This window comes from Micromonospora sp. NBC_01392 (assembly GCF_045040125.1).
Lineage (GTDB): Bacteria > Actinomycetota > Actinomycetes > Mycobacteriales > Micromonosporaceae > Micromonospora.
This window is the reverse complement of the sequence record NZ_CP109549.1, coordinates 5,937,501-5,959,712: the sequence shown is the minus strand read 5'-3', so window position 1 is coordinate 5,959,712 and position 22,212 is coordinate 5,937,501. Positions and strand designations below refer to the sequence as shown.

19 protein-coding genes and 2 tRNA genes are annotated in these 22,212 nt (G+C 73.2%); 12 read left to right on the top strand and 9 right to left on the bottom strand.

Annotated elements, in window-relative coordinates; translation table 11 throughout:
- Window positions 1-25 precede the first annotated feature (25 nt).
- Together OG767_RS25785 and pepN are read right to left on the bottom strand one after the other, a co-directional pair.
- On the bottom strand, window positions 26-589 hold the full coding sequence (locus OG767_RS25785; RefSeq protein ID WP_405090874.1) for a Uma2 family endonuclease: 564 nt from the start codon (window positions 587-589) through the stop codon (window positions 26-28).
- 84 nt (window positions 590-673) lie between these two features.
- A complete protein-coding gene (gene pepN, locus OG767_RS25780) occupies window positions 674-3,220 on the bottom strand; it encodes an aminopeptidase N (RefSeq protein ID WP_405090873.1) in 2,547 nt (848 codons plus the stop codon).
- A 230-nt stretch (window positions 3,221-3,450) separates the two neighbouring features.
- On the opposite strand from pepN, the gene OG767_RS25775 reads away from it, so the two are divergent.
- The 4 genes from OG767_RS25775 (at window position 3,451) to OG767_RS25760 (ending at window position 6,458) form a co-directional block, all read left to right on the top strand.
- Window positions 3,451-4,074, top strand: coding sequence for a disulfide bond formation protein DsbA (locus tag OG767_RS25775; RefSeq protein WP_357303212.1), 624 nt, complete (start codon window positions 3,451-3,453; stop codon window positions 4,072-4,074).
- A gap of 163 nt (window positions 4,075-4,237) precedes the next feature.
- Window positions 4,238-4,582 carry a hypothetical protein gene (locus tag OG767_RS25770; protein ID WP_405090872.1) on the top strand — a complete coding sequence of 115 codons (345 nt, stop codon included), beginning with the start codon at window positions 4,238-4,240 and terminating at the stop codon, window positions 4,580-4,582.
- 129 nt (window positions 4,583-4,711) lie between these two features.
- Entirely contained in the window at window positions 4,712-5,911 is a 1,200-nt protein-coding gene (locus tag OG767_RS25765) for a DUF1015 family protein (RefSeq protein WP_405090871.1), read from the top strand.
- A 76-nt stretch (window positions 5,912-5,987) separates the two neighbouring features.
- Complete coding sequence (locus OG767_RS25760) at window positions 5,988-6,458, top strand: ribose-5-phosphate isomerase (RefSeq protein WP_107155917.1); 471 nt, start codon at window positions 5,988-5,990, stop codon at window positions 6,456-6,458.
- A gap of 52 nt (window positions 6,459-6,510) precedes the next feature.
- On the opposite strand, the gene OG767_RS25755 is transcribed toward OG767_RS25760, so the two are convergent.
- The gene (locus tag OG767_RS25755) at window positions 6,511-6,798 is read right to left on the bottom strand and encodes a hypothetical protein (protein ID WP_405094308.1); all 288 of its coding nucleotides are present in this window, start codon (window positions 6,796-6,798) and stop codon (window positions 6,511-6,513) included.
- Window positions 6,799-7,145: 347 nt separating this feature from the next.
- Window positions 7,146-8,366: a GNAT family N-acetyltransferase gene (locus OG767_RS25750; RefSeq protein WP_405090870.1), complete on the bottom strand. Its 1,221-nt coding sequence runs from the start codon at window positions 8,364-8,366 to the stop codon at window positions 7,146-7,148.
- Window positions 8,367-8,466: 100 nt separating this feature from the next.
- On the opposite strand from OG767_RS25750, the gene OG767_RS25745 reads away from it, so the two are divergent.
- Complete coding sequence (locus OG767_RS25745; RefSeq protein ID WP_405090869.1) at window positions 8,467-9,006, top strand: hypothetical protein; 540 nt, start codon at window positions 8,467-8,469, stop codon at window positions 9,004-9,006.
- Between the two features lie 117 nt (window positions 9,007-9,123).
- Here the strand turns inward: OG767_RS25745 and OG767_RS25740 are convergent, their stop codons facing one another.
- The 3 genes from OG767_RS25740 to OG767_RS25730 all read right to left on the bottom strand — a co-directional run bounded on the left by OG767_RS25740 (window position 9,124) and on the right by OG767_RS25730 (window position 15,040).
- Window positions 9,124-9,630: a hypothetical protein gene (locus tag OG767_RS25740; protein ID WP_405090868.1), complete on the bottom strand. Its 507-nt coding sequence runs from the start codon at window positions 9,628-9,630 to the stop codon at window positions 9,124-9,126.
- A gap of 280 nt (window positions 9,631-9,910) precedes the next feature.
- Entirely contained in the window at window positions 9,911-12,016 is a 2,106-nt protein-coding gene (locus OG767_RS25735) for a M14 family zinc carboxypeptidase (protein ID WP_405090867.1), read from the bottom strand.
- A gap of 123 nt (window positions 12,017-12,139) precedes the next feature.
- The gene (locus tag OG767_RS25730; RefSeq protein ID WP_405090866.1) at window positions 12,140-15,040 is read right to left on the bottom strand and encodes an Hsp70 family protein; all 2,901 of its coding nucleotides are present in this window, start codon (window positions 15,038-15,040) and stop codon (window positions 12,140-12,142) included.
- 129 nt (window positions 15,041-15,169) lie between these two features.
- On the opposite strand from OG767_RS25730, the gene OG767_RS25725 reads away from it, so the two are divergent.
- Window positions 15,170-15,820 carry an MOSC domain-containing protein gene (locus tag OG767_RS25725; RefSeq protein ID WP_405090865.1) on the top strand — a complete coding sequence of 217 codons (651 nt, stop codon included), beginning with the start codon at window positions 15,170-15,172 and terminating at the stop codon, window positions 15,818-15,820.
- A 31-nt stretch (window positions 15,821-15,851) separates the two neighbouring features.
- On the opposite strand, the gene OG767_RS25720 is transcribed toward OG767_RS25725, so the two are convergent.
- Window positions 15,852-15,925: transfer RNA gene (locus OG767_RS25720), tRNA-Gly, on the bottom strand.
- A gap of 153 nt (window positions 15,926-16,078) precedes the next feature.
- Between OG767_RS25720 and OG767_RS25715 the strand changes: the two genes are divergently transcribed.
- The 5 genes from OG767_RS25715 (at window position 16,079) to clpX (ending at window position 20,658) form a co-directional block, all read left to right on the top strand.
- A tRNA-Pro gene (locus OG767_RS25715) sits at window positions 16,079-16,152 on the top strand.
- A 148-nt stretch (window positions 16,153-16,300) separates the two neighbouring features.
- On the top strand, window positions 16,301-17,647 hold the full coding sequence (gene tig / locus OG767_RS25710; protein WP_158273812.1) for a trigger factor: 1,347 nt from the start codon (window positions 16,301-16,303) through the stop codon (window positions 17,645-17,647).
- Between the two features lie 174 nt (window positions 17,648-17,821).
- The gene (locus OG767_RS25705; RefSeq protein WP_107155907.1) at window positions 17,822-18,463 is read left to right on the top strand and encodes an ATP-dependent Clp protease proteolytic subunit; all 642 of its coding nucleotides are present in this window, start codon (window positions 17,822-17,824) and stop codon (window positions 18,461-18,463) included.
- Between the two features lie 14 nt (window positions 18,464-18,477).
- The gene (locus OG767_RS25700) at window positions 18,478-19,140 is read left to right on the top strand and encodes an ATP-dependent Clp protease proteolytic subunit (protein WP_091069591.1); all 663 of its coding nucleotides are present in this window, start codon (window positions 18,478-18,480) and stop codon (window positions 19,138-19,140) included.
- A 225-nt stretch (window positions 19,141-19,365) separates the two neighbouring features.
- Entirely contained in the window at window positions 19,366-20,658 is a 1,293-nt protein-coding gene (clpX, locus tag OG767_RS25695) for an ATP-dependent Clp protease ATP-binding subunit ClpX (RefSeq protein WP_281937306.1), read from the top strand.
- Between the two features lie 24 nt (window positions 20,659-20,682).
- Here the strand turns inward: clpX and OG767_RS25690 are convergent, their stop codons facing one another.
- Window positions 20,683-21,306: a helix-turn-helix domain-containing protein gene (locus tag OG767_RS25690; RefSeq protein ID WP_405090864.1), complete on the bottom strand. Its 624-nt coding sequence runs from the start codon at window positions 21,304-21,306 to the stop codon at window positions 20,683-20,685.
- A gap of 41 nt (window positions 21,307-21,347) precedes the next feature.
- On the opposite strand from OG767_RS25690, the gene OG767_RS25685 reads away from it, so the two are divergent.
- Window positions 21,348-22,181 carry an EamA family transporter gene (locus OG767_RS25685; RefSeq protein WP_405090863.1) on the top strand — a complete coding sequence of 278 codons (834 nt, stop codon included), beginning with the start codon at window positions 21,348-21,350 and terminating at the stop codon, window positions 22,179-22,181.
- Window positions 22,182-22,212 lie beyond the last annotated feature (31 nt).

The following is a 22,212-nucleotide window of genomic DNA, read 5'->3' as shown; positions in this document are numbered from 1 at the left end:
GCGTGGGCCGGGCTTCCTCGTGGGCTCAGCGGGGCCAGGCGGAGGGGTCCAGCCGCATCGGCCACGGCTCGTCGATGTGCGCCGGATCGTCGGGGCCGAGAGTCCCGACCAGGTCGTAGTGCACGCCCTTGACCAACTGGTAGCGGTAGAGGACAGGGCCGAAGTCCCCCTGCTCAACCCGCCAGTAGTGCGGGATGCCGGCCTCGGCGTAGAGCGCGGGTTTGGTGAACCGGTCATGCCGTCGGCTGTTGGGCGACTCCACCTCGATGACCAGGGCGACGTGCGCCGGTTCTGCCCACATCTGCTTCCGAGGTGCACCCGACTTGAGCACGGTGATGTCCGGGATCAGATTCCCCTCGGGTACCCGTACTCCGATCTCGCGAATCACCCGCCACCCCTCCGGGGCGACTTGGCGCAGGGCCATCCGGATGTCGTCCGCGAGTTCGTGGTGCTCCGGCAGGGCCGGTGGGGTCACGTGCAGACTCCCGTCGATGATCTCGTAGCGGTTACCGTCCTCGGGCAGGTCGGACAGATCCTGCTCCTGCCACGGTCGTTCCGGTGGGCGCCACTCATGGGTCGGTTGTGCCATCACGTCCACCTCCTCCGTACACGATAAAGGGCCGGGGCCGGCGCGGGCTTCCACCCACGCCGGCCCCGGCCGTCGTACCCCTGCTCAGGCGCTGCGGGCGTCCCGCTCGCGGGCCTTCAACGCGCGGACCACGCCGTCGCGGCCCTCGGCCACCAGCCGGCGCAGCGACGCCGGCTGACCGTCGCGGGCCAGCCACTCGTCGGTGGCCGCGACGGTGTCCTCGTCGACCAGGTACGCCGGGTAGGCGAGCTGCACGAACTCCTGCGCCGGCTCGCTGTCCCGCTGCGCCCACACCTGGTCGACGGCGGCGAAGTAACGCTCCCGGTAGGGCGCGGTCAGCTCCACCTGCGCCGGGTGGGTCAAGCCCTGCAACAGCGCGCGGTTGCGCCAGTTGGGCAGCGCGTCCGGGCCGGTGAGCTGCGCCCACACCGCGGCCTTGTTCGCCTCGGTCGGCACCAGCGCGTACGCGTACGCGGCCTCCCGCTCGCCGCTGGCGGTGCGGTCGCTCGCCAGCTCGGCCTCCACCTCGGCGGCCCCGGCCGCGCCGTTGGCGACAAGCGACTGGAGCACGGTCCACCGCAGCTCGGTGTCGACGGTCAGACCGGCCGGCACCCCGCTGCCGTCCAGCCAGCCGCGCAGCGTCGCCAGGTCCTCGCCGGAACGGGCCGAGGAGGCGTACGCCCGGGCCCAGGCGAGCTGGAAGCCGCTGCCCGGCTCCGCCGCGGCCAGCGCGGTCCGCGCGGTCCGGGCCAGGTCGGCCCAGCCGGTCGGCGCCCACTCCGGGTCGGCGTAGAACGTGAGCGCGGTGGACGCCTGCCGCAGCGTGGCGGTCACCAGGTTGATGTCGGTCTCGGCGGTCAGCCCGGCCAGCACCAGCGCCACGTAGTCGCGCGCCGACAGCTCGGCGTCCCGGGTCATGTCCCAGGCGGCCGTCCAGCACAGCGCCCGGGCCAGCGACGAGTCGAAACCGGAGATGTGCTGCACCACTGTCGACATGGACCGCTCGTCCAGCCGCAGCTTGGTGTAGGTGAGGTCCTCGTCGTTGAGCAGCAGCACGTCGGCCGCGGGCCTGCCGTGCAGCGCGGTCAGCTCGGTCAGCTCGCCGGTCACGTCCACCTCGACCAGCTCGCGCCGGACCAGCCGGCCGTCGGTCAGGTCGTAGAGGCCCACGCCGATCCGGTGGGTCCGCAGCGTCGGGTGCCCGGCCGGCGCCTCCTGCCGCACCACCACCCGCTCGTACGCGCCGTCGGCGCCGATGGCCACGTCCGGGCGCAGCGTGTTGACCTGCGCGGTCTCCAGCCACTGGGCGGCGAACTTGCGCAGCTCCCGGCCGGAGGCCGCCTCCAGCTCGGAGAGCAGGTCGTCGAAGGTGGCGTTGCCCCAGGCGTGCTTGCCGAAGTAGGCCCGCAGGCCGGCCAGGAACGGCTCCTCGCCCACGTACGCGACGAGCTGCTTGAGCACGCTGGCGCCCTTGGCGTACGTGATGCCGTCGAAGTTGACCTCGACCGCCTCCAGGTCCGGCATCTCGCAGTAGACCGGGTGGGTGGAGGAGAGCTGGTCCTGCCGGTAGCCCCAGTTCTTCCGGATCGACAGGAACGTCGTCCAGGCGTCGGTGAAGCGGGTGGCGTGGGTGTTGCACCAGTGGCTGGCCCACTCGGCGAACGACTCGTTCAGCCACAGGTCGTTCCACCAGCGCATGGTGACCAGGTCACCGAACCACATGTGCGCCAGCTCGTGCAGGATCGTGTTGGCGCGCTGCTCGTACTCGAAGTCGGTGACCTGCGAGCGGAAGATGTAGTGCGACTCGGCGTGCGTGACGCAGCCGAAGTTCTCCATCGCGCCGGCGTTGAAGTCCGGCACCCAGAGCTGGTCGTACTTCGGGAGCGGGTAGCGCACGCCGAACTTCTCCTGGAAGAAGTCGAAGCCCTGCGTGGTGATCAGGTGCAGGTCGTCCGCGTCGAGGTGGGGCGCCATGCTGGCCCGGCAGAAGTAGCCCATGTCGATGCCGTCGTGGGTGTGGCGCACCTCGTGGTACGGCCCGGCGCACAGCGCGGTGATGTAGGTGCTCATCCGCTCGGAGCGGGCGAAGTGCAGCGTCTTCATGCCCTCGTCGGCGGCCTCCTCGCGGGCCACCGGCATGTTCGACACGACCTTCCAGTGGTCCGGGACGGTGGCGTGCCAGGTGTAGACGCTCTTCAGGTCGGGCTGGTCGAAGCAGGCGAAGACCCGCTGCGCGTCGGCGGTCTCGAACTGGCTGTACAGGTAGGTCTCGCCGTCGACCGGGTCGACGGTGCGGTGCAGGCCCTGCCCGCTGTTCGAGTAACCGAAGTCGGCGTCGACCACCAGGACGTTCTCGGCGGCCAGGCCGGTCAGCGTGAGACCCTGCTCGGCGGACCAGTCGGACAGGTCGACCGGCTCACCGTTCAGCGTGGCCGACCGCACCGTGTCGGCGGCGGCCTCGATGAACGTGGTCGCCCCCGGCTCGGCGCAGCGGAACCGGACCTCGGTCACCGAGCGGAACGTGCGGCCGGTGGGCTGCACGGCGGTCGACAGGTCGAGGCTGATGTCGTACCCGGTCACCTCGAGCAGGCGGGCCCGCTCGATCGCCTCGACCTGGGTCAGGTTGCGCACTCCCGGCACTGTTCGTCTCCATCCCAGTCGTCTCGCCGCGCCCCGCGGCACCGGCCTCCCCGTCCGCTCGTGACGGGCGGTCCGAAACCGAGTCTTCCATGCAGACGCCCCATTCGGCGGCCGAGGTCAGGCTCTCATTCGGGTGCGTGTCGATGGGGTGCGGGGTGAGACTCGACAGGAGAAGGCGCCGGGAGGCCGGCGCGGGGGGGAATACGCGAAGGGACGATACCGTGACCGAACGTATCACCGCGGACATGTGGTTCGACCCGCTCTGCCCGTGGGCCTGGATCACCTCCCGTTGGCTGCTCGAGGTCGAGCAGGTCCGGGACGTGGACATCCGGTTCCACGTGATGAGCCTGTCCGTGCTCAACGAAGGCCGGGACCTGCCCGAGGAGTACCAGGACATCATGCGCAAGGGCTGGGGTCCGGTACGGGTGTGCATCGCCGTCGAGCAGGCGCACGGCGCCGAGAAGCTGGCGAAGCTCTACACCGCCATGGGCACCCGGATCCATCTCGGCCGGCAGGACCTGGACCGGGACATGCTGGTCGGCGCGCTCACCGAGGTCGGGCTGGACCCGGCGCTCGCCGACGCCGCCGAGTCGACACAGTACGACGACGCGCTGCGGGCCAGCCACGAGGCCGGCATGCGTCCGGTCGGCACCGAGGTCGGCACCCCCGTGGTGCACGCGCCCGGTCCGGACGGCGGTCAGGTCGCGTTCTTCGGCCCGGTGATCACGCCGGCGCCGAAGGGCGAGGCGGCCGGCCGGCTCTGGGACGGCGTGCTGCTGGTCAGCGCCACCCCCGGCTTCTACGAGTTGAAGCGCACCCGCACCCAGCCCCCCATCTTCGACTGAGGTGTAAGGAGGGGCCCCCGCTTAACGCCTCCGGTATAGACGGGGGCCCCTACTGACAACCCACGCCGCCCGTCACCGGGCCGGTGCGGGGCTCGTTTCACCGGGTGTCCCAGCCGGCGGTCCGCTCGTGGCCGCACCACGGCAGCTCCTGGAGGCGTTCTGAATGGGTAAGCACCGCCGCCTGTCCGACGACGCGACGCAGCCGGCGACCGAGGAATCCGGTGCGACGTACTGGTCGGTGGCCGAAGGCGACTGGCCCGCCGGGCCGGCCGGGCTGGCCGACCTGCTGGCCCCGCCGATCGTGGTCGGTGTGGCCCGGGTGGTGGCCACCTCGCGGATCACCCCGCCCGAGGCGGACCGTCCCGCCCGCGTCCCGACCCGGTTCGGCCCCGCCGGCCCGCCGGCCGCCGCCGGGGCGACGACGGTACGCCTCAACGCCGGCTCCCGCCCGTCCGCGCCACCTCGTCGACCGGCCGGTCCCGGCCTCCACCGGGACCCCGTCGCCTGAGCCGCCCGGCTGTTGAGAAGGGGCCCCACCTCTACCTGAGGCGTTAACCGGGGGCCCCTCCTTTCACCTGGTGGAAGGAGGGCGAGTCCGGTGACGGGGGTAGGGCGGGCGCGGGTAGCGTCAGCGGACATGACGGTCGTGCATCCGATCGCCCGGGCCTGGATCACCACTGGCGGCACCGGCGCGCAGAACTACGACGAGTTCGCCGACGATGCGGAGATCACCGCCATCGTCGAGGCGAATCCGCACAGTGCCCTGGGCATCGAGATGCCCCACCGGGCACCGGGCAGCCTGGGGAAGTCCTTCCTCGACGCGCTCCCGGACGCGGTGTCCCGCCTCGCCGAGGCCAAGGCGGACGGCAGCTACACCCCGGCCGAGCAGGTGGTGGTGCTCTACCGGATCAGCGCCCCGGGGGAGGAGAACGCGTACGGGCTGTGGGTCATGGTCGACACCGACCAGATCTCCACCCGCGCCGAGGAGCCGGGCCTGGTGATCCGCAACGAGGACGTGTTCATCGCCAAGGTGCGGGAGCGCGTCGCGCTCGCGGAGGCCGTCGGCCACCTGCTCTCACCCGTACTCCTGCTCCAGACCGGGCGCGGCGAGGAGCTGCACGCGGCGCTCGCGGCGGCGACCGAGACGGCCGGCGCGCCCGCCGCCACCGACGTCGACCAGTCCGGGCGGACGCACGCGATCTGGCTGGTCGGCCCCGGCCCCGCGCAGGACGAACTGACCGCGCTGGCCGGCGGCGGCGAGCTGGTGGTCGCGGACGGCAACCACCGCAGCCTGGCCGCGCAGACCGGCGGCTTCCCGCGCTTCCTCGCGGTGGTCACCACGCCCGCGTCGGTCGCCATCCAGCCCTACAACCGGCTGGTCAGCGAGCTGACCACCACCCCGGACGAGCTGCTCGACCGGCTCCGCGCCGCCGGCGCGGAGGTCACCGAGACCGCCGGCCCGGTCGGCGTCCCGGCCACCGGCGGCGCCGTGCACCTGCACCTTGCCGGCCGGGGGTACGCGGTGACGCTGCCGCACGTCGGCGCCGGCCGGCTGGAGAACCTCGACCACGCGCTCGTCGAGCGGCTGCTGCTGCGCGACGCGCTGGGCCTCGACCCGGGTGACAAGCGGATCACGTACGTGGGCGGCGACTACCCGGCGAGCTGGCTCACCGGTGAGGTCGACGCCGGCCGGGCCGAGCTGGCCGTGCTGGTGGCGCCGGTGACCGTGGACGACTTCGTCGCGGTCAACCTGGCCCGGGAGAAGATGCCGCGCAAGAGCACCTGGTTCACCCCGAAGGCGCGGGCCGGCCTGGTCGTCGCCGAGCTGCCCCGCTGAGCACCCGTGTGACGAATCCGCCTCCGGGTCGCCGCCCGCGCGTCGGCCCGGGGGCGGGCCTGTCAGACTGCGCGGTATGCGCGTCTATCTGGGATCCGACCACGCCGGTTTCGAGCTGAAGGTGCACCTGGCCAACCACTTGGCCAAGCAGGGCTACGAGGTGGTGGACGTGGGTCCGCACGCCTTCGACCCGGACGACGACTACCCGGCGTTCTGCCTGCACACCGGCGACCGGGTGGTCGGCGACCCGGGCAGCCTCGGCGTGGTGATCGGCGGGTCCGGCAACGGCGAGCAGATCGCCGCGAACAAGGTGGCCGGCGTCCGGGCGGCGCTGGCCTGGAACATCGACACCGCGCAGCTGTCCCGGGAGCACAACGACGCCAACGTCGTGGCGATCGGCGCGCGACAGCACACGCTGGACGAGGCAACCGCCCTGGTCGAGGCGTTCCTGACCACGGCGTTCTCCGGCAATCCCCGGCACAGCCGGCGCATCGCCCAGGTGGCCGACTACGAGCAGAGCCGCCGGCTGCCCGAGCTGCCGGCCTGACGCGTCCGGCCGGGTGCCGGGAACCCGGCGCGACACACGCCCGGCGCGGTGGTCAGCGTCCGCCGCGCGGCAGGTCCTCGCGGGGCACCCAGTTGCGGCGCACCAGCACCACCCGTGCCTCGGCCGCGGCGAGGTCGTCCTCGCTGGGGCGGGCGGCGTCCCGGGCCCGCAGCGCGGCGGTGACGCTCACCTGCGACGACCCCGAGCCGACGAGGCCGCGTAGCCCCCGTTCGCCGTCGTCGGCGGACGGGGCGCCGCGACGCCCGCGAGGCTCCGACGACTCCAACTCGGCGCGTCTGACGCCGCGCGGCGCCCGGGAGCCGTCGTCCGACGATTCCAGTTCGGCGCGTCTGACGCCGCGCGGCGCCCGGGAGCCGTCGTCCGACGATTCCGGCTCGGCGCGTCTGGGGCCGCGTGGCGGTCGGGGGGTGACGTCGTCGTCGACGGCGGCCGTGGCCGCGCTCGTCTCCCCGGCCGCCGGCGACTCGGTCGCCTCGCCGTGATGCCGCAGTCTCCGCCGCCGCCGCTCCGCCTCACCCACCCCCCGACCGTACCGCCCAACCCCGCCACCCACCCGCCTCGTCCGTCCGCGTCCACGCCGGACGATCATGAAGTTGGCGGGAACGATCCGGACACATCGCACCGCCAACCTCATGATCGTCGACGCGGGGCGGGACCGGGTGGGGGTCAGAAGTTCTCCATCGGGGACGGGGCACGGTGCCAGGTGAAGGCGGGGGTGGCGGCGGTCAGCGTGTTCGGGAGCAGCTCGCGGACGCGGCCGGCGGCGGCCAGCGCGGCCGGCGTGGTGCCGCCCAGCAGAAGTTCGCCGAGCGCGCGGACGTCGCAGGCCAGCCCGGCCGGCGCGGTGGTGGCCGTGCACTCGGCGCCGGCCGGCCCGCCGACCAGCCGCCACCGGCCGGTGTTCTCCGGCAGCAGCTCGTCGGTGACCTCGATCACCACGTCCACGTCGGTGGCGTACCGGCGGGCGGCGAGCGCGGCCGGTACGTCCACCACCCGCACCCAGAGCGCGTCGGCGAGCTGCGGGGCCAGTTGGCGCGGCTCGTCCACCAGGCGCAGCAGCGGCTCGTCCACGGCGGCGGTCGGGAACGACAGCCGCCGGGTCAGGTCGACCGAGAGCAGCAGCCGCCACAGCGCCAGCGTCGCCTCCGGGGTGACGGCCACCACCTCGCCGACCTGCACCTCGCCCCGGGGGACGTCGCCGACCCAGTCCTCCTTCGTCCGGTAGAGCGCATAGCCGTCGAGCCCGTCCGGCCCGTGGTGCAGCAGCACCCGGCGCTCCGTGGCGCCGCCCCGGCGTCCCTTCGCGTCCAACAGCACGTACGCCCACCAGCGCTCGTCCCGTCGGGACCAGCCGGGGCGGTCGGCGCGCGCCCGCTCGTACAGTCGGGCCAACTCGTCGGTGTGCGGGGCCGGCCGGTCCAGGCGCAGCGTGCCCTCGGCGGGCGTCGGGGCGGGCAGCCGCAGCCCGGTGGTGTCCGCGGTCAGCATCAGCCGCTGCGCCGCCGAGCCGTAGCCGAAGCGGGGATAGATGCGGCCCTCGCTGGCCCAGAGCACCGCGACCGGCTCCCGCCCGGCGTCGCGGATCTCGCGCAACTGCCGCCGCATCAGGCCGGTGAGCAGTCCGCGACGGCGATGCGTCGGGGCGACCGCCACCATGCTCACGTGCGCGGCCGGCACGCTCCCGCCCGGTACGGCCAGGTCGCGGCTGAACGCGCCGGCGTGCGCGACCGCCGTCCCGCCGTCGCGGATCAGCAGGGAGCGTTCCGGCTCGAAGATCGGGCGCTCGACCTCCTGCACCTCGGGGTCGGTGTCGCCGTGGAAGCAGAGCGCCAGGAAGGCGGCGATCTCGTCGAAGTCGTCGGCCCGGGGCACCACCGCGTCGGTCATCGCCCGTGTCTACCCCATCGCCGCCGGGGTCGGCACCCTATTTGCCGGGTGGCTACCCTCGACAGCGGAGGCGGACGTCGGTCGAGGGGGAGGACGAAGCATGGCGGACCAGACACAGCCGTGGGCGGAGCGCACCGTGGAGGTGCCGCCCCCGCCGGGGGTGGTGCCCTCCCAGCGGGACGCGTTCCAGCGCGGGGTGGCGGCGGTCGGCCGGCCGCGTACGCCCCGGACGGAACAGTTCCCCACCGTGGAGCATGGGGTGTCCGGCGACTGGGCCGACGCGTCGACGCCCCGCCGGTCGATGAGCTGGCATCTCGCCCAGGCCCGCCGGGGCGGGGAGTGGAGCGCGGCGGGCGCCCTGTTCACGTTCGTCTGCTGGGGCATCTGGGCGATCTCCGGCCGGGGCAACCTGGTCGCCCCGCTGCTCACGTTCGTGCTCAGCCTGCTCACCGCCGTCGGCCTGTTCGCGTTGGCCCGGCTGCTCGGCCGGCTGATCCTGGAGCGGCAGCTCGGCCGGGTGCGCCGCAGCGCGCGGGGCGCGCACATGATCACCGCGCTGTTCCTGGCCGGTGTCGGGGTGGCCTACCTCCAGCAGACCGAGTGGGTGGTCTCGGCCTGGAACTGGGTCACCGGCAACTGACGGCCGGGACGCGCGGGCCGGTCGGCTTCGGTGCTGCCGCCCGCGCGTCGTCCGTCGACGCGTCGGGCCGCCCTCGGGAAGCGGCCCGCACGTGGACGGTCAGAACGGTCGGACGGGTCAGAAGACGGTGGTGACCCCGGCCGCCTTGCAGGCCGCGTTGAAGTCCTCGCCGGCCTTCGCCATCGCGGGGTTGTCGGCGGCGGTGACCGGGTCCGGCGCCGCCGCGGCCTTGGTGACCTCCACGCTGAACCGGCGCAGGGCGGCGGCCGCCTCGCCGTCACCCGCGGTCTTGGTCAGCGCGCTGACCTTCTGCCCCAGCTCGGTCATGATCTTCGCGAGCTGCGTGTTCGCGTCGCCGCCGGACTGCATGGCGGTGACCAGCTTCGCCCGCATCTCGTCGCTTGTCTTCTTCGCGGACGTGCAGAGTTCCCGGTCGCCGACGGCGTTCGCCGTGGCCGGCGAGGAGGCCGCGGCGGAGGGGGTGGCGGTGGCGGCGGACGGGGCCGGGGCGGTGGAGGTCGCCGCGGCGTCGGCGTTCGTCGAGGTGCCCTCGCCGCCGCAGGCGGTGAGCGCCGTGGCCGCGACGCAGGCCAGGACAACAGGGAAGATGCGCATCGGTTTCACGTGAGCGCACGCTAGTCGATGCCGGATTCATGATCAACGAGGATGCGCGGGCGTTCGCCGCGGGCGGGCGGCGTGCCGCCGCCCGCCCGGGCCCCCGGTCGCGGTACGCCGCGACGCCGGCCGTCACTCCACCAGGACGGCGCTGGCATTACCCCGCGCCGCCCGGTTCATCCCTCGCCCGTTGGGCTGAGGGCTCACTGCTCCCCGGCGTCGGCCTTCGGCGAGGCGAGGGCCGGAAACCGCGGTCCCCGGCCGACGGGCCGGCCGGGGACCGCCCGGGTCAACGCACCCCGGCCGCGTAGTCGCGGGCCACCCGGACCAGTTCCACCAGGCCGCCGGCGTACTCCTGGGACTCGCTGTGCGCCTCGTCGAAGGGCGGCTGGAAGCCGACGCCCTCCCACTGCCCGGTGGCCTCGTTCCACCGGTCGTTGCCGACCTCGAAGTCCCAGGCGAAGATGCCCAGCTCGTAGTAGAGCTGGTCGGCCGAGTTGCCGGCCGCCGAGTAGAGCACGTCGGCGACCGGGCCGGTCTGCGACGGCCAGGTGACCGTGCCGCGTTCGTTGGCGATGGCCCCGACGATGCGGCGCGCGCTGGCCAGGAACAGTGTCGACTCGTCGATCGACGGCCTCGGCAGCGTCACCCGGCCGTCCGCCCGGTACGCGCCGGGCGGCCACATGAAGTAGCCGCCGTAGGAGTGCACGTTCATCGCGAACCTGATGTTGGGATGGGCCCGGGCCAGGTCGATCACGTTGCGGCTCTCCGCCTCGGACAGCTCGGCGGTGCCGGCGTAGTTGCCGGACAGGCAGTTGGCGCTGGCGCCCACGTACCCGTCGAACAGCGACCCGACCGTGTAGTTGCGGTTGACGTCCACGCCCCAGGTGGTGCGGTACCTCGGGTCGCGGGCGGTGCCGGTGCAGTGGTTGACCAGGTTCTTGCGCTGGAGGTTGTAGTCGTGGAACGAGTAGTTCGCGCCGTCCGGGTTCACGGTCGGGATCACGAACACGTCGACCTGCTCCAGCAGGTGCCGGGTCGCCGCGTCGGTGCGGGCGTTGGCCAGCAGCCGTTCCGCGAACTCCAGCGTGACCAGCGGCGTCGCCCACTCCCGGGCGTGTTCCTGCGAGTACGCGAGCACCCCGACCCGGGAGCCGTCCCGGTGCTTGCCGATCCGCAGCGCCTGCACGGTCCACGGGCGGGTCGGCACCTCGGTGCCCCGGAGGCCGTCGTCGAGGCGTACCGGGCCGGCCACCGGCATCGGCAGCCCGGCCGAGCCGTCCTCCACGGTGGCCCGGAAGCGGCTGCCCTGCCGCGCGTTGATCGCGGCGGCGACGTCGTCGGTGCTGCTGGTCACCTTCCCGGCGGCGTCGGTGGCCAGGGAGACCGTGAGCACCCGGTCCCGGTACCGGACGGTCAGCGGCCGGCTGGCCCGACCCGGGTCGACGGTACGCGCCTGCACGCCGTTCATCCCCTGGTCGCCGAAGCGCACCGACTCCACGACCAGGGCGGCGACGGCCGGGTCGCCGAGGTACGCGGCGGCGGTGCGGCGGTAGCCCTGGGTGCGGTTCGGCAGGTCGATGACGTCGACCAGGTCGCGGTACTGGCGGCCCAGCCGGGCGATCCGCGCCCTGATGTCGACGGGCGTCAGGTAGGCGTCGATGAAGTCCTTCTGGTAGCCGGCCGGCTGCGGCGGCGGGGTGGCGTCCGGCCAGCGCGCCGGGGTGACCGGCCGGCTCGTGCCACCGAGGCTGGAGGTGGCGGTGAACTGCACCGGCCGGCCGGGCACCGGCTGCGGCAGCGCGTAGTGGTACTGGTACTCGCCGGAGTCCTCGAACCGGTACAGCGGGAAGGAGCCGGTGGCGCCGTCCGCGGTCCGCCAGCTCACCGTGATCTCCACGTCCGGGTCGTCGGTGGCGGTGGTGGCCACCTGGGCCTGGAGGAACGTCTTCCCGCCGGTGGTCCACCAGTACGCCTGGAGGAACTGGAGCGTGTCGGTGCCGTCGGCGGCGCGCAGTCCGGCGCGGGTACGGGCCTGCGCGGCGCGGGCGCTCTCGGCGAGCCGCCGGGTGCCGTCGTCGGCGCGCTGCACCACCTGGAGCGCGCTCGCCCCCTGCCGGGTGAGGTCGGCGAGCTGCCGGCCGGTGAGGACGAGGTCGGCGACCGGGTGGCCGTCGCGGGAGCGGGGTCGGTTGGCCAGGTCGGCGCCGCCGGCGACCAGGCGGGCGAGCTGCGCCTCGTCGGCCAGGCGCACCCGGACCAGGGCGGTCTCGGTGGGAGCGAGGGTGATCGCGGGTGCGGCCGGCGCGGCCACGCCGGGACCGGGGTGGGACAGGGCGGCGGTGATCAGGATGCCGGTGGTGGCGAGTGCGGTCCACCGTCGTCGGACGAACAAGGTGCCTCCTGACGGACGTCGATCTCACTGACCACCAGACCAGTCGAGACATCGACGCCTGTCAAGCTCACTTTCGGTCGCGCCGGTCGCACCGGTCGCGCCGGTCGCACCGGTCACGCCGGGTCAGCCGGCGAACCGGTACAGCCGGAACTCCTTCTCCGCGCCGCACACCAGCACCTCGGTGGTCCAGGAACACGACTCGCTGCGGATCTGCTTCACCTCGCCCATCTCGACCGGCTTGCCGTCCACCGCCAGCCCGGCGAGGACCCGGTCGTCCTCGTAGCCGCTGGGCGCCTCGCCGAAGAGCAGCAGGTTGCCGGCGTCCAGCCGGACCGCCACCCCGTCCCGGTCGCGCAGCACCGCCGTGCCGTCCGGGCCGAACACCGTCACCGCGTCCCGGGGCGAGTCCCGCGCGGCCAGCAGATGGTCGCCGAGCGGGACCAGCCGCTGCGCCCCCGGGGCCGGCCAGCGCCGGCTGTCCTCGCCGTCCGCCACGACCACCACCCGGGTGCCGTCGGCGCCCGCGCTCGGCACCTCCAACAGGCAGGCGCGATGCTCACCGCAGGTGACCAGCGCCCGCGCCCGACTGTCCCGTTCGGTCGCCTCGTACCGCACGTCGGGCGTGCCGAGACTGCCGAGGTCGTAGGAGACCAACCGCAGACCCCGGTCGCTCTCCGCCACGTACAGCCGGTCGTCCCGGGCGGCCACCGGGTCTTCCAGGTCGGCCACGTTGCCCCGGCTGCGCAGGATCTTCCCGTCGTCCATGGCCACCACCCGCACCGACCGGTCCGCGCCCACCTGGACCAGCCGGTCGGCCTCGCCCGACCAGGGCGCGCGGGGCGAGCCGTCCGGGTACGCCGTGCCGTCGAGCGCCGGCCCGGTGGCGACCGGCACCACCACGGTCCGGGCGTCGCCGTACTCGGTGCGCGGATTGGCCTGTTCCCACCGCTGCCGGCCGTTGTCCAGCCGCAACCCGACCAGGCGGTTGCCGGCGTGGTCCAGCCGGACCACCGTGTCGGCGCCGACGAAGATCTGGTCGTCGCCCTGGATGCTCACCTCCCACCGCTGCTCGCCCGAGTCGCCGTCGAGCACCGCGAACGGTCGGGGGGTGCTGCTGCCGGACGCGTCGGCCACCGCGGCCACCCCGTCCGGCAGCGCCCGGACCCCCGCCCAGCGGTCGGCGCTCGCCCGGGTCTGCTTCTCCCAGATCCGCCGGCCGGTGGCGGTGTCCACCGCGACCACGTTGAGCCGGTCGTCCGGCCGCGACCAGGCCAGGTAGGCGCGGTCGGCGAGCGTCGCGGTGAACATCTCGCCCGGCCGCTCGTCGCCCGCGGCCACGGTCCCGACCAGCTCCGGCGGGTGGAAGTCCAGCGCCGGGTGCCGGTCCCGGAACACCCAGAGCAGCGTCGCCGCCGCCACGCCGATCACCGCGATCGCGGCGCCCAGCGCGAGCCACCGGCCGCGCCGGCCGCCGCCGGAGGACGCGCCGTCCGGCGTGCCGGCACCGCCCGCCGGGGGCCCCCAACCCGGGGGTACGCCGGGCGCGGCGTACGTCGGCGCGGGCTGCCCGGCCGACGTCGCGGGAGTGCCACTCCCGGCGTACGCCGGCGCGTGTCGGGCGGGCGGCGCGGCGTACCCGGGAAGGGTGGGGCCGGCCACGTCGGCGACCAGCGTGCCGTGCGGGCCGCCGGGCGCGGTGGTCGCCGCTCCGGCGGGCGGGCCGGCGACGGTGGTCGCCGCGCCGACGGTCGCCGCCCGGTCCTCGAACGTCGGGTCGGGCGTCGGCTGGGCCGGCGTCGACGCGCCGTCGGCCGGTGCTCCCGCGCCCCCGGCCGGGGCGGCGGGGCTCCCGGCGGACGGCCGGGCACCGGGCCGGCCGGCCCGGCGGGGCAGCGGCAGATCGGTCAGCGCCCCCTCGGCGACCGGGAGTTCCGGCTGCTCCAGCACGGTCGGCGCGATGCCCAGCTCGGCGTGGAGCAGCCGGGCCACCAGCGGGATCCGGGTGGAGCCGCCGACCAGGAACAGGCCGGAGAGCTGCTCGGGCCGCACCCCGGCGGCGGCGGTCACCTGCCGGGTCTCGGCGACCGCGCGGGCGAGCAGCGGCGCGGCGAGACGCTCGAAGTCCTCCCGGGTCAGCGGCACGGCCGCCTCCACCCCCGGCACCGCCACCGGCGCGACCATCACCCGGGAGAGCATCTCCTTGGCCCCGCGCACGTTGTCCCAGAGCTGCTGCCGGTCGCGCCGGTCGGCGGTGGTCGCCGGGTCGGTCAGCCGGGCCCAGTGCCCGGGGTGGGCCGGACCCACCAGCTCGCCGAGCCGTCCGAGCAGGGCCGCGTCCAGGTCGAGGCCGCCCAGGTCGGCGATCCCGCCGGTGGCGACCAGGTGGAAGCCGGAGTCGCCCCACGGGTCGGCGCCCTCGTTGCGCAGCACGGCCACGTCGAGCGTGCCGCCGCCGAAGTCGAACACCGCCACCGCGCCGCCCACCGGCACCGGCCGGCGCAGCACCTGGGTGAAGTAGCGGGCCGCGGCCACCGGCTCGCGCAGCAGGCGGGTGCCGGGCGCGATCGGTCCGGCGAGCGTGTGCTCGGCGGCGGCCGGCCAGCCGGCCAGTTCCAGCGCGTCGTGCAGCACCTGCCGCCGGGCCGGTGACCAGGCCGCCGGATGCGTCACCACCGCCGGGGGCAGCAGACCGACCGCGGCCACCGCGGCGTCCGCGACCGTCCGCAGCGCCGTGGCCAGCAGCTCCGCCGGCCGGTACGCCCGCCCGCCCAGCTCGACGGTCTCCTCGTCGACCCGCCGCTTCGGGTTCGGCTCGTAGCCGGCCGGATCGGCCTGGGCCAGGCGCTGGGCGTCCCGCCCGACGTGCAGGTGGCCGGCGCTGTCGGCGTACACGCCGGAGGGCAGGATCGGGTGGCCGTCCACCAGCAGCGGCCGGGTGGTCCCGTCCGGCCGGCGCAGCACCGCCACCGTGTTCGAGGTGCCGAGGTCCACGCCGAGGGCGAAACCGTCCTGCTGGCCTGACATCCGTCACTACCTCCACCCGACGAGGGCACGTCCGGCCCCGCATCGTACGCAGCCCGCGCCGCACCGGACCTCGCCCGGTACGCGGAATCGGGTGGCCCGGTCGGCCGGTCAGCGCCTACCGTCGCCGCCATGAAGGTGCTCTCCGTGAACGTGGGCCGGCCCCGACCCAACCCCTGGAAGGGGCTCGGGGCGACCGGCATCGACAAGCGACCCGTCGACGGCCCGGTCGCGGTCAGCGCACCCGGTCCGAAGGGCGCCGGCGAGGTCGGTCTGGCCGGTGACCGGGTCTACGACGTGGCCCACCACGGCGGCACCGACCAGGCGGTCTACGCGTACGCCCGGGAGGATCTGGACCGCTGGCAGGCCGAGCTGGGCCGGCCGCTGGGCAACGGCAGCTTCGGCGAGAACCTGACCACCACCGGGGTGGACGTGAACGGCGCGCTGGTCGGCGAGCGGTGGCGGGTCGGGGCGGAGCTGGTCCTGGAGGTCACCTGCGCGCGCATCCCGTGCGGCACGTTCCAGGGCTGGCTGGGCGAGCAGGGCTGGATCAGGCGGTTCACCCGGGCCGCGGTGCCGGGCGCGTACCTGCGGGTGGTCGAGCCGGGCGCGGTCCGGGCCGACGACCCGGTGGAGGTCGTGCACCGGCCGGACCACGAGGTGACCGTGGCGTTCCTGTTCCGGGCCGTGACGACGGAGCCGGACCTGCTGCCCCGGGTGCTGGTGGCCGACGCGCTGCCGGCGGATGACGCGGAACGGATCCGGAGACGACTCGGCGGCTGAACGCCGGTCGGGCGGTGGAGCGGTGGAGCGGTGGAGCGGGCGACGGGAATCGAACCCGCGTAGTCAGTTTGGAAGACTGAAGCTCTACCATTGAGCTACGCCCGCGAGCGCCCCGCGTCGACGGGGCACACGCGACAGCGTACCGAATCCTCCGGACCGGACGCGCATCCCCCACCGGCGGACCGCGCGCCCCACGCGGGCCCGTGGTGCCCCGGTCACCCGCGGGAGGGCCCGGACGGCTTACACTCTTTGTCGCCACGGGGTGTGGCGCAGCTTGGTAGCGCACTCGCTTTGGGAGCGAGGGGCCGTGGGTTCAAATCCCGCCACCCCGACTGTCGTTCGCGACCGGATCGTCCCGGGAACCGCCGGTTTCTCCGCGCGGTACCCGGGCCCTGCCGATGCCGCAGGCCGACTCGCCTACACTCGATGCGCGCAATCACGCCCCAGAATCGACACCCAGATCCGTCAAGGAGTACGCCTGTGAAGAGCACCGTCGAGACTCTGAGCCCGACGCGCGTGCGGCTCGCCATCGAGGTGCCGTTCGTCGAGCTCGAGCCGAGCCTCAAGAAGGCGTACCGGGAGATCGGGCAGCAGGTCCAGGTTCCCGGCTTCCGCCGGGGCAAGGTTCCCAGCGCCGTGATCGACCAGCGGGTGGGCCGGGGGACCGTCCTCAACGAGGCGATCCAGGAGGCCATCCCGCAGAACATCCTCGCCGCGGTCCGGGAGCACGACCTCAAGACGCTCGGCCGTCCCGAGGTCGACATCACCGAGTTCAACGACGGTGACTCGCTCAACTTCACCGCCGAGGTCGACGTCCGTCCGGAGATCACCCTGCCGGACCCGGCCACCATCGAGGTGACCGTCGACGAGATCGAGATCGCCGACAGCGAGATCGACGAGCAGGTCAACAGCCTGCGCGAGCGGTTCGCCACGCTGAAGACGGTGGAGCGCGCCGCCCAGGACGGCGACTTCGTCCAGATCGACCTGAACGCGACCGTCGACGGCGAGGACGTGCCCGGCGGTTCGGCGAGCAACATCTCGCACGAGGTCGGCAGCAAGCAGCTCCTGCCGGGGCTGGACGAGGCGCTTGTCGGCCTGGCCGCCGGCGACAGCACCACCTTCACCACCCAGCTCGTCGGCGGCGACTTCGCCGGCCGGGACGCCGAGGTGGCGGTGACCGTCCGCACGGTGAAGGAGAAGGAGCTCCCCGAGCTCGACGACGACTTCGCGCAGATGGCCAGCGAGTTCGACACCATCGAGGAGCTGCGCGCCGACCTGCGCGAGCGGGTCACCCGCGGCAAGCAGGTCGAGCAGATCTACGCCGCCCGCGACAAGGCGCTGGAGCAGATGGTGGCCGCCGCCGAGGTGCCGGCGCCGGAGGGTGTCGTCAAGGAGGAGGTCGAGAGCCGCAAGGCCGCGATGGTCGACCAGCTCGAGCGCATCGGCGCCTCCCTGGAGGAGTACCTCGCCGCGGAGGAGAAGACCGAGGAGCAGATCGACGCCGAGCTGACCGAGGCGGCCACCGACGGCGTCAAGATCCAGCTGCTGCTGGACACGCTCGCCGACGCGGAGGACGTGCAGGTCTCCGACGACGAGTTCGGCCACGAGATCGTGCACCGGGCGCAGCGCGCCGGAATGGCCCCGCAGCAGTACTACGACCAGCTCGCGCGCTCCGGCGCCGCCGCGGCCGTCTTCGGTGACGTCCGTCGGGGCAAGGCGCTCGCCGCGGTGATGGAGAAGATCAAGATCAAGGACGCGGCGGGCAACGAGGTCTCCCTCGACGCGCTGCGGGCCCAGAACGAGGCCGAGCACGACCACCAGCACTGACCGTTCCGGCGACGGCCGCCGTCCCGCGCTGCGCGCCGGGCGGCGGCCGAAACCCTTTCCGGGGTACGCCGTGCGGGTGACTGCGCTGAGAGCGAACAGTGCCCCGACCGGGAGTACGCCCGTAGGGCGAGCGGTTAGTGTCGGACAGGACGGTACGGAGAGCGAAGGGCTGCCATGACCGACATGCACATCCCCAAGAAGTCGCTCCGGGCGATCGAGGCCCGCGGTGGCGACTCCATTGGCAACCTCGACGACTCGGTCTACAACCGGTTGCTCAAGGAACGCATCATCTTCCTGGGCAGCGAGGTGAACGACCAGGTGGCCAACCGCATCTGCGCGCAGCTGCTGCTGCTCGCCGCGGAGGACCCGGACCGCGACATCTTCCTCTGGATCAACTCGCCGGGTGGCTCGGTCTACTCCGGCATGGCGATCTACGACACCATGCAGTACATCGACAACGACGTGTCGACCGTGGCCATGGGCATGGCCGCATCGATGGGTCAGCTGCTGCTCTGCGCCGGCACCAAGGGCAAGCGCTACGCCCTGCCGCACGCGCGGATCATGATGCACCAGCCCTCGGGTGGCCTCGGCGGCACCGCGTCGGACATCGCGATCCAGGCCGAGCAGATGCTCTACACCAAGCGGATGTTCCAGGAGCGGGTCGCGCACCACACCGGCCAGTCCCAGGCGCAGATCGAGGCGGACTCGGACCGCGACCGCTGGTTCACCGCCCAGGAGGCCATGGACTACGGCTTCATCGACAAGGTGATCATCGGGGCCACGCAGGTTCCGGATGGCGCCGGGACCCTGAGCTGACCGAGGAGCTGACGATGACCGACCTGAGCCTGCCGCCCCAGTTCGCGGCCGTGCACAACCGCTACGTCCTGCCGTCGTTCGTCGAGCGCACGTCGTACGGGATGAAGGAGTCCAACCCCTACAACAAGCTCTTCGAGGACCGGATCATCTTCCTCGGGGTCCAGGTGGACGACGCGTCGGCCAACGACGTGATGGCCCAGCTGCTGACGCTTGAGGGCACCGACCCGGACCGCGACATCATCATGTACATCAACTCGCCCGGTGGCTCCTTCACCGCCATGACGGCGATCTACGACACCATGCAGTACGTCCGGCCGGACATCCAGACCGTCTGCCTCGGGCAGGCGGCCAGCGCGGCGGCGGTGCTGCTCGCGGCCGGCACGCCGGGCAAGCGCATGGCGCTGCCGAACTCGCGGATCATCATCCACCAGCCGGCCACCGAGGGCGGCTACGGCCAGGGCTCGGACATCGAGATCCAGGCCCGGGAGATCCTGCGGATGCGGACGCAGTTGGAGGACATGCTGTCCCGCCACTGCAACCGGCCGATCGAGCAGGTTCGTAAGGACATCGACCGTGACAAGATCATGACGGCCGAGGAGTCCAAGGAGTACGGGCTGGTCGACACCATCCTGACCAGCCGCAAGAAGGGTCTGCTGGCGACTCACGCCGCGGGCTGAACACGAACGGGGTCGGAGGTCGGTCGGGGGCGGTTCCCGACCGACCTCTGACACACCCGTTTTGGGGGTCGGAGAAAACCCGGCCACCGGGTAACGTCGGGTCTGTACCGCTCCGGGGTCGGATCGGGGGATCCGACAGCACAGCAGGACGACAGGACGGACGGGCGCGGTGGCGTCCGCAGGTCAGGGCCGGCGCTCCGGCCGATGAGTGCAGGGAGAACGTAGGTGGCACGGATCGGTGACGGCGGCGACCTACTGAAGTGCTCCTTCTGTGGCAAGTCACAGAAGCAGGTCAAGAAACTCATCGCGGGCCCCGGGGTCTACATCTGCGACGAGTGCATCGATCTCTGCAACGAGATCATCGAGGAGGAGTTGGCCGAGTCCGGCGAGGTGAAGTGGGAAGAGCTTCCCAAGCCGATGGAGATCTGCCAGTTCCTCGACAACTACGTCGTCGGTCAGGAGCAGGCCAAGAAGGCGCTCGCCGTCGCGGTCTACAACCACTACAAGCGGATCCAGGCCGAGGCCGCGGGCGCGCCCGGTTCCGGCAGTGACGGCGTCGAGCTGGCCAAGTCCAACATCCTGCTGCTCGGCCCGACCGGTTGCGGCAAGACCCACCTGGCGCAGACGCTGGCCCGGATGCTCAACGTCCCGTTCGCGATCGCCGACGCCACCGCGCTCACCGAGGCGGGCTACGTCGGCGAGGACGTGGAGAACATCCTCCTCAAGCTGATCCAGGCCGCCGACTACGACATCAAGCGCGCCGAGACCGGCATCATCTACATCGACGAGGTCGACAAGATCGCCCGCAAGTCGGAGAATCCGTCGATCACGCGCGACGTCTCCGGCGAAGGCGTGCAGCAGGCCCTGCTGAAGATGCTGGAGGGCACGGTGGCCAACGTGCCGCCGCAGGGCGGTCGGAAGCACCCGCACCAGGAGTTCATCCAGATCGACACCACAAACGTGCTGTTCATCTGCGGTGGCGCGTTCGCCGGCCTCGACCAGATCATCGAGTCCCGCACCGGCTCCGGCGGCACCGGCTTCGGCGCCCGGCTCCGGTCGGTCTCGGAGCGGTCGACCGACGACATCTTCAGCCAGGTCATGCCGGAGGACATGCTGAAGTTCGGGCTGATCCCGGAGTTCATCGGCCGGCTCCCGGTGATCACCAACGTGCGCAGCCTCGACCGCAGCGCGCTGGTCCGGATCCTCACCGAGCCGCGCAACGCGCTCGTCCGGCAATATCAGCGCCTCTTCGAGCTGGACGGTGTCGAGCTGGAGTTCGAAGAGCCGGCGCTGGAGGCCATCGCCGACCAGGCCATGCTCCGCGGCACCGGTGCCCGTGGCCTGCGGGCGATCATGGAGGAGGTGCTCCTCTCCGTGATGTACGAGGTGCCGAGCAACCCCGACGCCGCCCGGGTGCTGATCACCCGCGAGGCCGTCCTGGAGAACGTCAACCCGACGATCGTGCCCCGCGAGTTCACCGGCCGGCGTCGCCGGGACCGCGAGGAGAAGTCGGCCTGACCGCCCGCCGAGACCGCGCCCGGGTCAGCTCGGGCGCGGTCCGCGTGAACGGGTCCGGCGGTCCCACTCGCCCGACGGGGTGACCGCCACCATCATCAGTCGCACCGGCTCGTCGCCGGCCGTGCGGTAGCCGTGCTCCCGGTCGGCGTGGAACTCCACCGTCTCGCCGGTGTCCACCCGGTGGTCGACGCCGTCGACGGTGACCGTGACGGCGCCGTCCAGCACGTGCAGGATCTCCCGGGTGCCGTGGGCGTGGTCGGGGGAGTGCAGCGCCTCGCCGGGCCGCATCCGCCAGTCCCAGAGCTCCACCAGGTCGGGTTCGCCCAGACCGCTGAGCAGGCGGGCGACGCCGCCGTGCGCGCCGCGCCACAGCACCGGCGCCTGGTCCGCCGGGGTGATCCGGACGGTGCTCTCCTCGGCCGGCTCCAGCAGCCGGGCCATGCTGACCCCGAACGCGTCGGCGACCCGGCAGAGCGTGCCGATGCTCGGGTTGGTGCGGGCGCCCTCGATCTGCACCAGCATCCCCTTGCTGACCCCGGACCGGCCGGCGAGTTCCTCGAAGGACCAGCCGCGCGCGGCTCGCAGTTCGCGTACCTGCCGGGCGACCGCGGCGGTCACCGCGCCCACCCGCCCACCGCTGTCGGTCATCATACTATCCTTCACGGTCACTATTGTGATACGACTGCCGGATGCTTCCCATTGTGCTCGCCGCGGTCTCCGCGATCGCGTTCGGCACGGCCGACTTCTCCGGCGGCAAGGCCTCCCGGCACGCCGACCCGATCGCCGTGACCGTGGTGTCGCAGATGATCAGCCTGCCGCTGCTCGGTGTGCTGGTGCTCGTCGTGCCCGGCACACCGACCGTCGGCGACCTGGCCTGGGGCCTGCTGGCCGGCGTGGCCGGCGCGGCCGGCGTGGTGCTGCTCTACCGCGCGCTCGCCACCGGCGTGATGGCGGTCGTGGCACCGGTCACCGCGATCACCGCCGCGATCGTGCCGATCGTCGCCGGCCTGCTCGTCGCCGACTCCCCGGGCACCGTCGCGCTGGGCGGCGCCGGACTGGCCGTGGTGGCGATCGCCCTGGTGAGCCTCGGCGAGCGCGGCGGCGCCGGCCGCGTCTCGGGGCGGATCATCGGCACCGCGCTCGCCGCCGGCCTGCTCTTCGGCATCTTCTTCGCGCTGCTCGGGCAGGCCGACGAGCGCGCCGGCATGTGGCCGGTGCTGGCGCTGCGCGTCAGCTCCATCGCGTTCGGGCTGGCGCTCGCCGCCCGCGCCGGCGTCCGCCTGCGGCTGGGCCGGCGGGTGCTCGGCTGGGCCGCCGCGGCCGGACTGCTCGACTCCGCGGCGAACGCGCTCTACCTCGCCGCCGCCGCGCGGGGCCACCTCAGCGTGGTGGCGGCCATCGCGTCGCTCTACCCGGCGAGCACGGTGCTGCTCGCGCTCGCCGTGGACCGGGAACGGCTACGACCGGTGCAACTGGCCGGGCTCGGATTCGCCGCCGCCGCGCTCGTACTGGCCAGCGTCTGAGCCCTGTCGTCCCGCGGCCGCCGGCCGTACC

Excerpts from the sequence above, each read along its gene's own strand:
- OG767_RS25730 (WP_405090866.1), bottom strand. The coding sequence starts at position 15,040 with ATGTCAGGCCAGCAGGACGGTTTCGCCCTCGGCGTGGACCTCGGCACC.
- OG767_RS25760 (WP_107155917.1), top strand. The coding sequence starts at position 5,988 with ATGCGCGTCTATCTGGGATCCGACCACGCCGGTTTCGAGCTGAAGGTG.
- OG767_RS25745 (WP_405090869.1), top strand. The coding sequence starts at position 8,467 with ATGGCGGACCAGACACAGCCGTGGGCGGAGCGCACCGTGGAGGTGCCG.
- OG767_RS25765 (WP_405090871.1), top strand. The coding sequence starts at position 4,712 with ATGACGGTCGTGCATCCGATCGCCCGGGCCTGGATCACCACTGGCGGC.
- OG767_RS25785 (WP_405090874.1), bottom strand. The coding sequence starts at position 589 with ATGGCACAACCGACCCATGAGTGGCGCCCACCGGAACGACCGTGGCAG.
- OG767_RS25725 (WP_405090865.1), top strand. The coding sequence starts at position 15,170 with ATGAAGGTGCTCTCCGTGAACGTGGGCCGGCCCCGACCCAACCCCTGG.
- OG767_RS25690 (WP_405090864.1), bottom strand. The coding sequence starts at position 21,306 with ATGACCGACAGCGGTGGGCGGGTGGGCGCGGTGACCGCCGCGGTCGCC.
- OG767_RS25685 (WP_405090863.1), top strand. The coding sequence starts at position 21,348 with ATGCTTCCCATTGTGCTCGCCGCGGTCTCCGCGATCGCGTTCGGCACG.
- OG767_RS25770 (WP_405090872.1), top strand. The coding sequence starts at position 4,238 with ATGGGTAAGCACCGCCGCCTGTCCGACGACGCGACGCAGCCGGCGACC.
- OG767_RS25705 (WP_107155907.1), top strand. The coding sequence starts at position 17,822 with ATGACCGACATGCACATCCCCAAGAAGTCGCTCCGGGCGATCGAGGCC.
- OG767_RS25700 (WP_091069591.1), top strand. The coding sequence starts at position 18,478 with ATGACCGACCTGAGCCTGCCGCCCCAGTTCGCGGCCGTGCACAACCGC.
- OG767_RS25750 (WP_405090870.1), bottom strand. The coding sequence starts at position 8,366 with ATGACCGACGCGGTGGTGCCCCGGGCCGACGACTTCGACGAGATCGCC.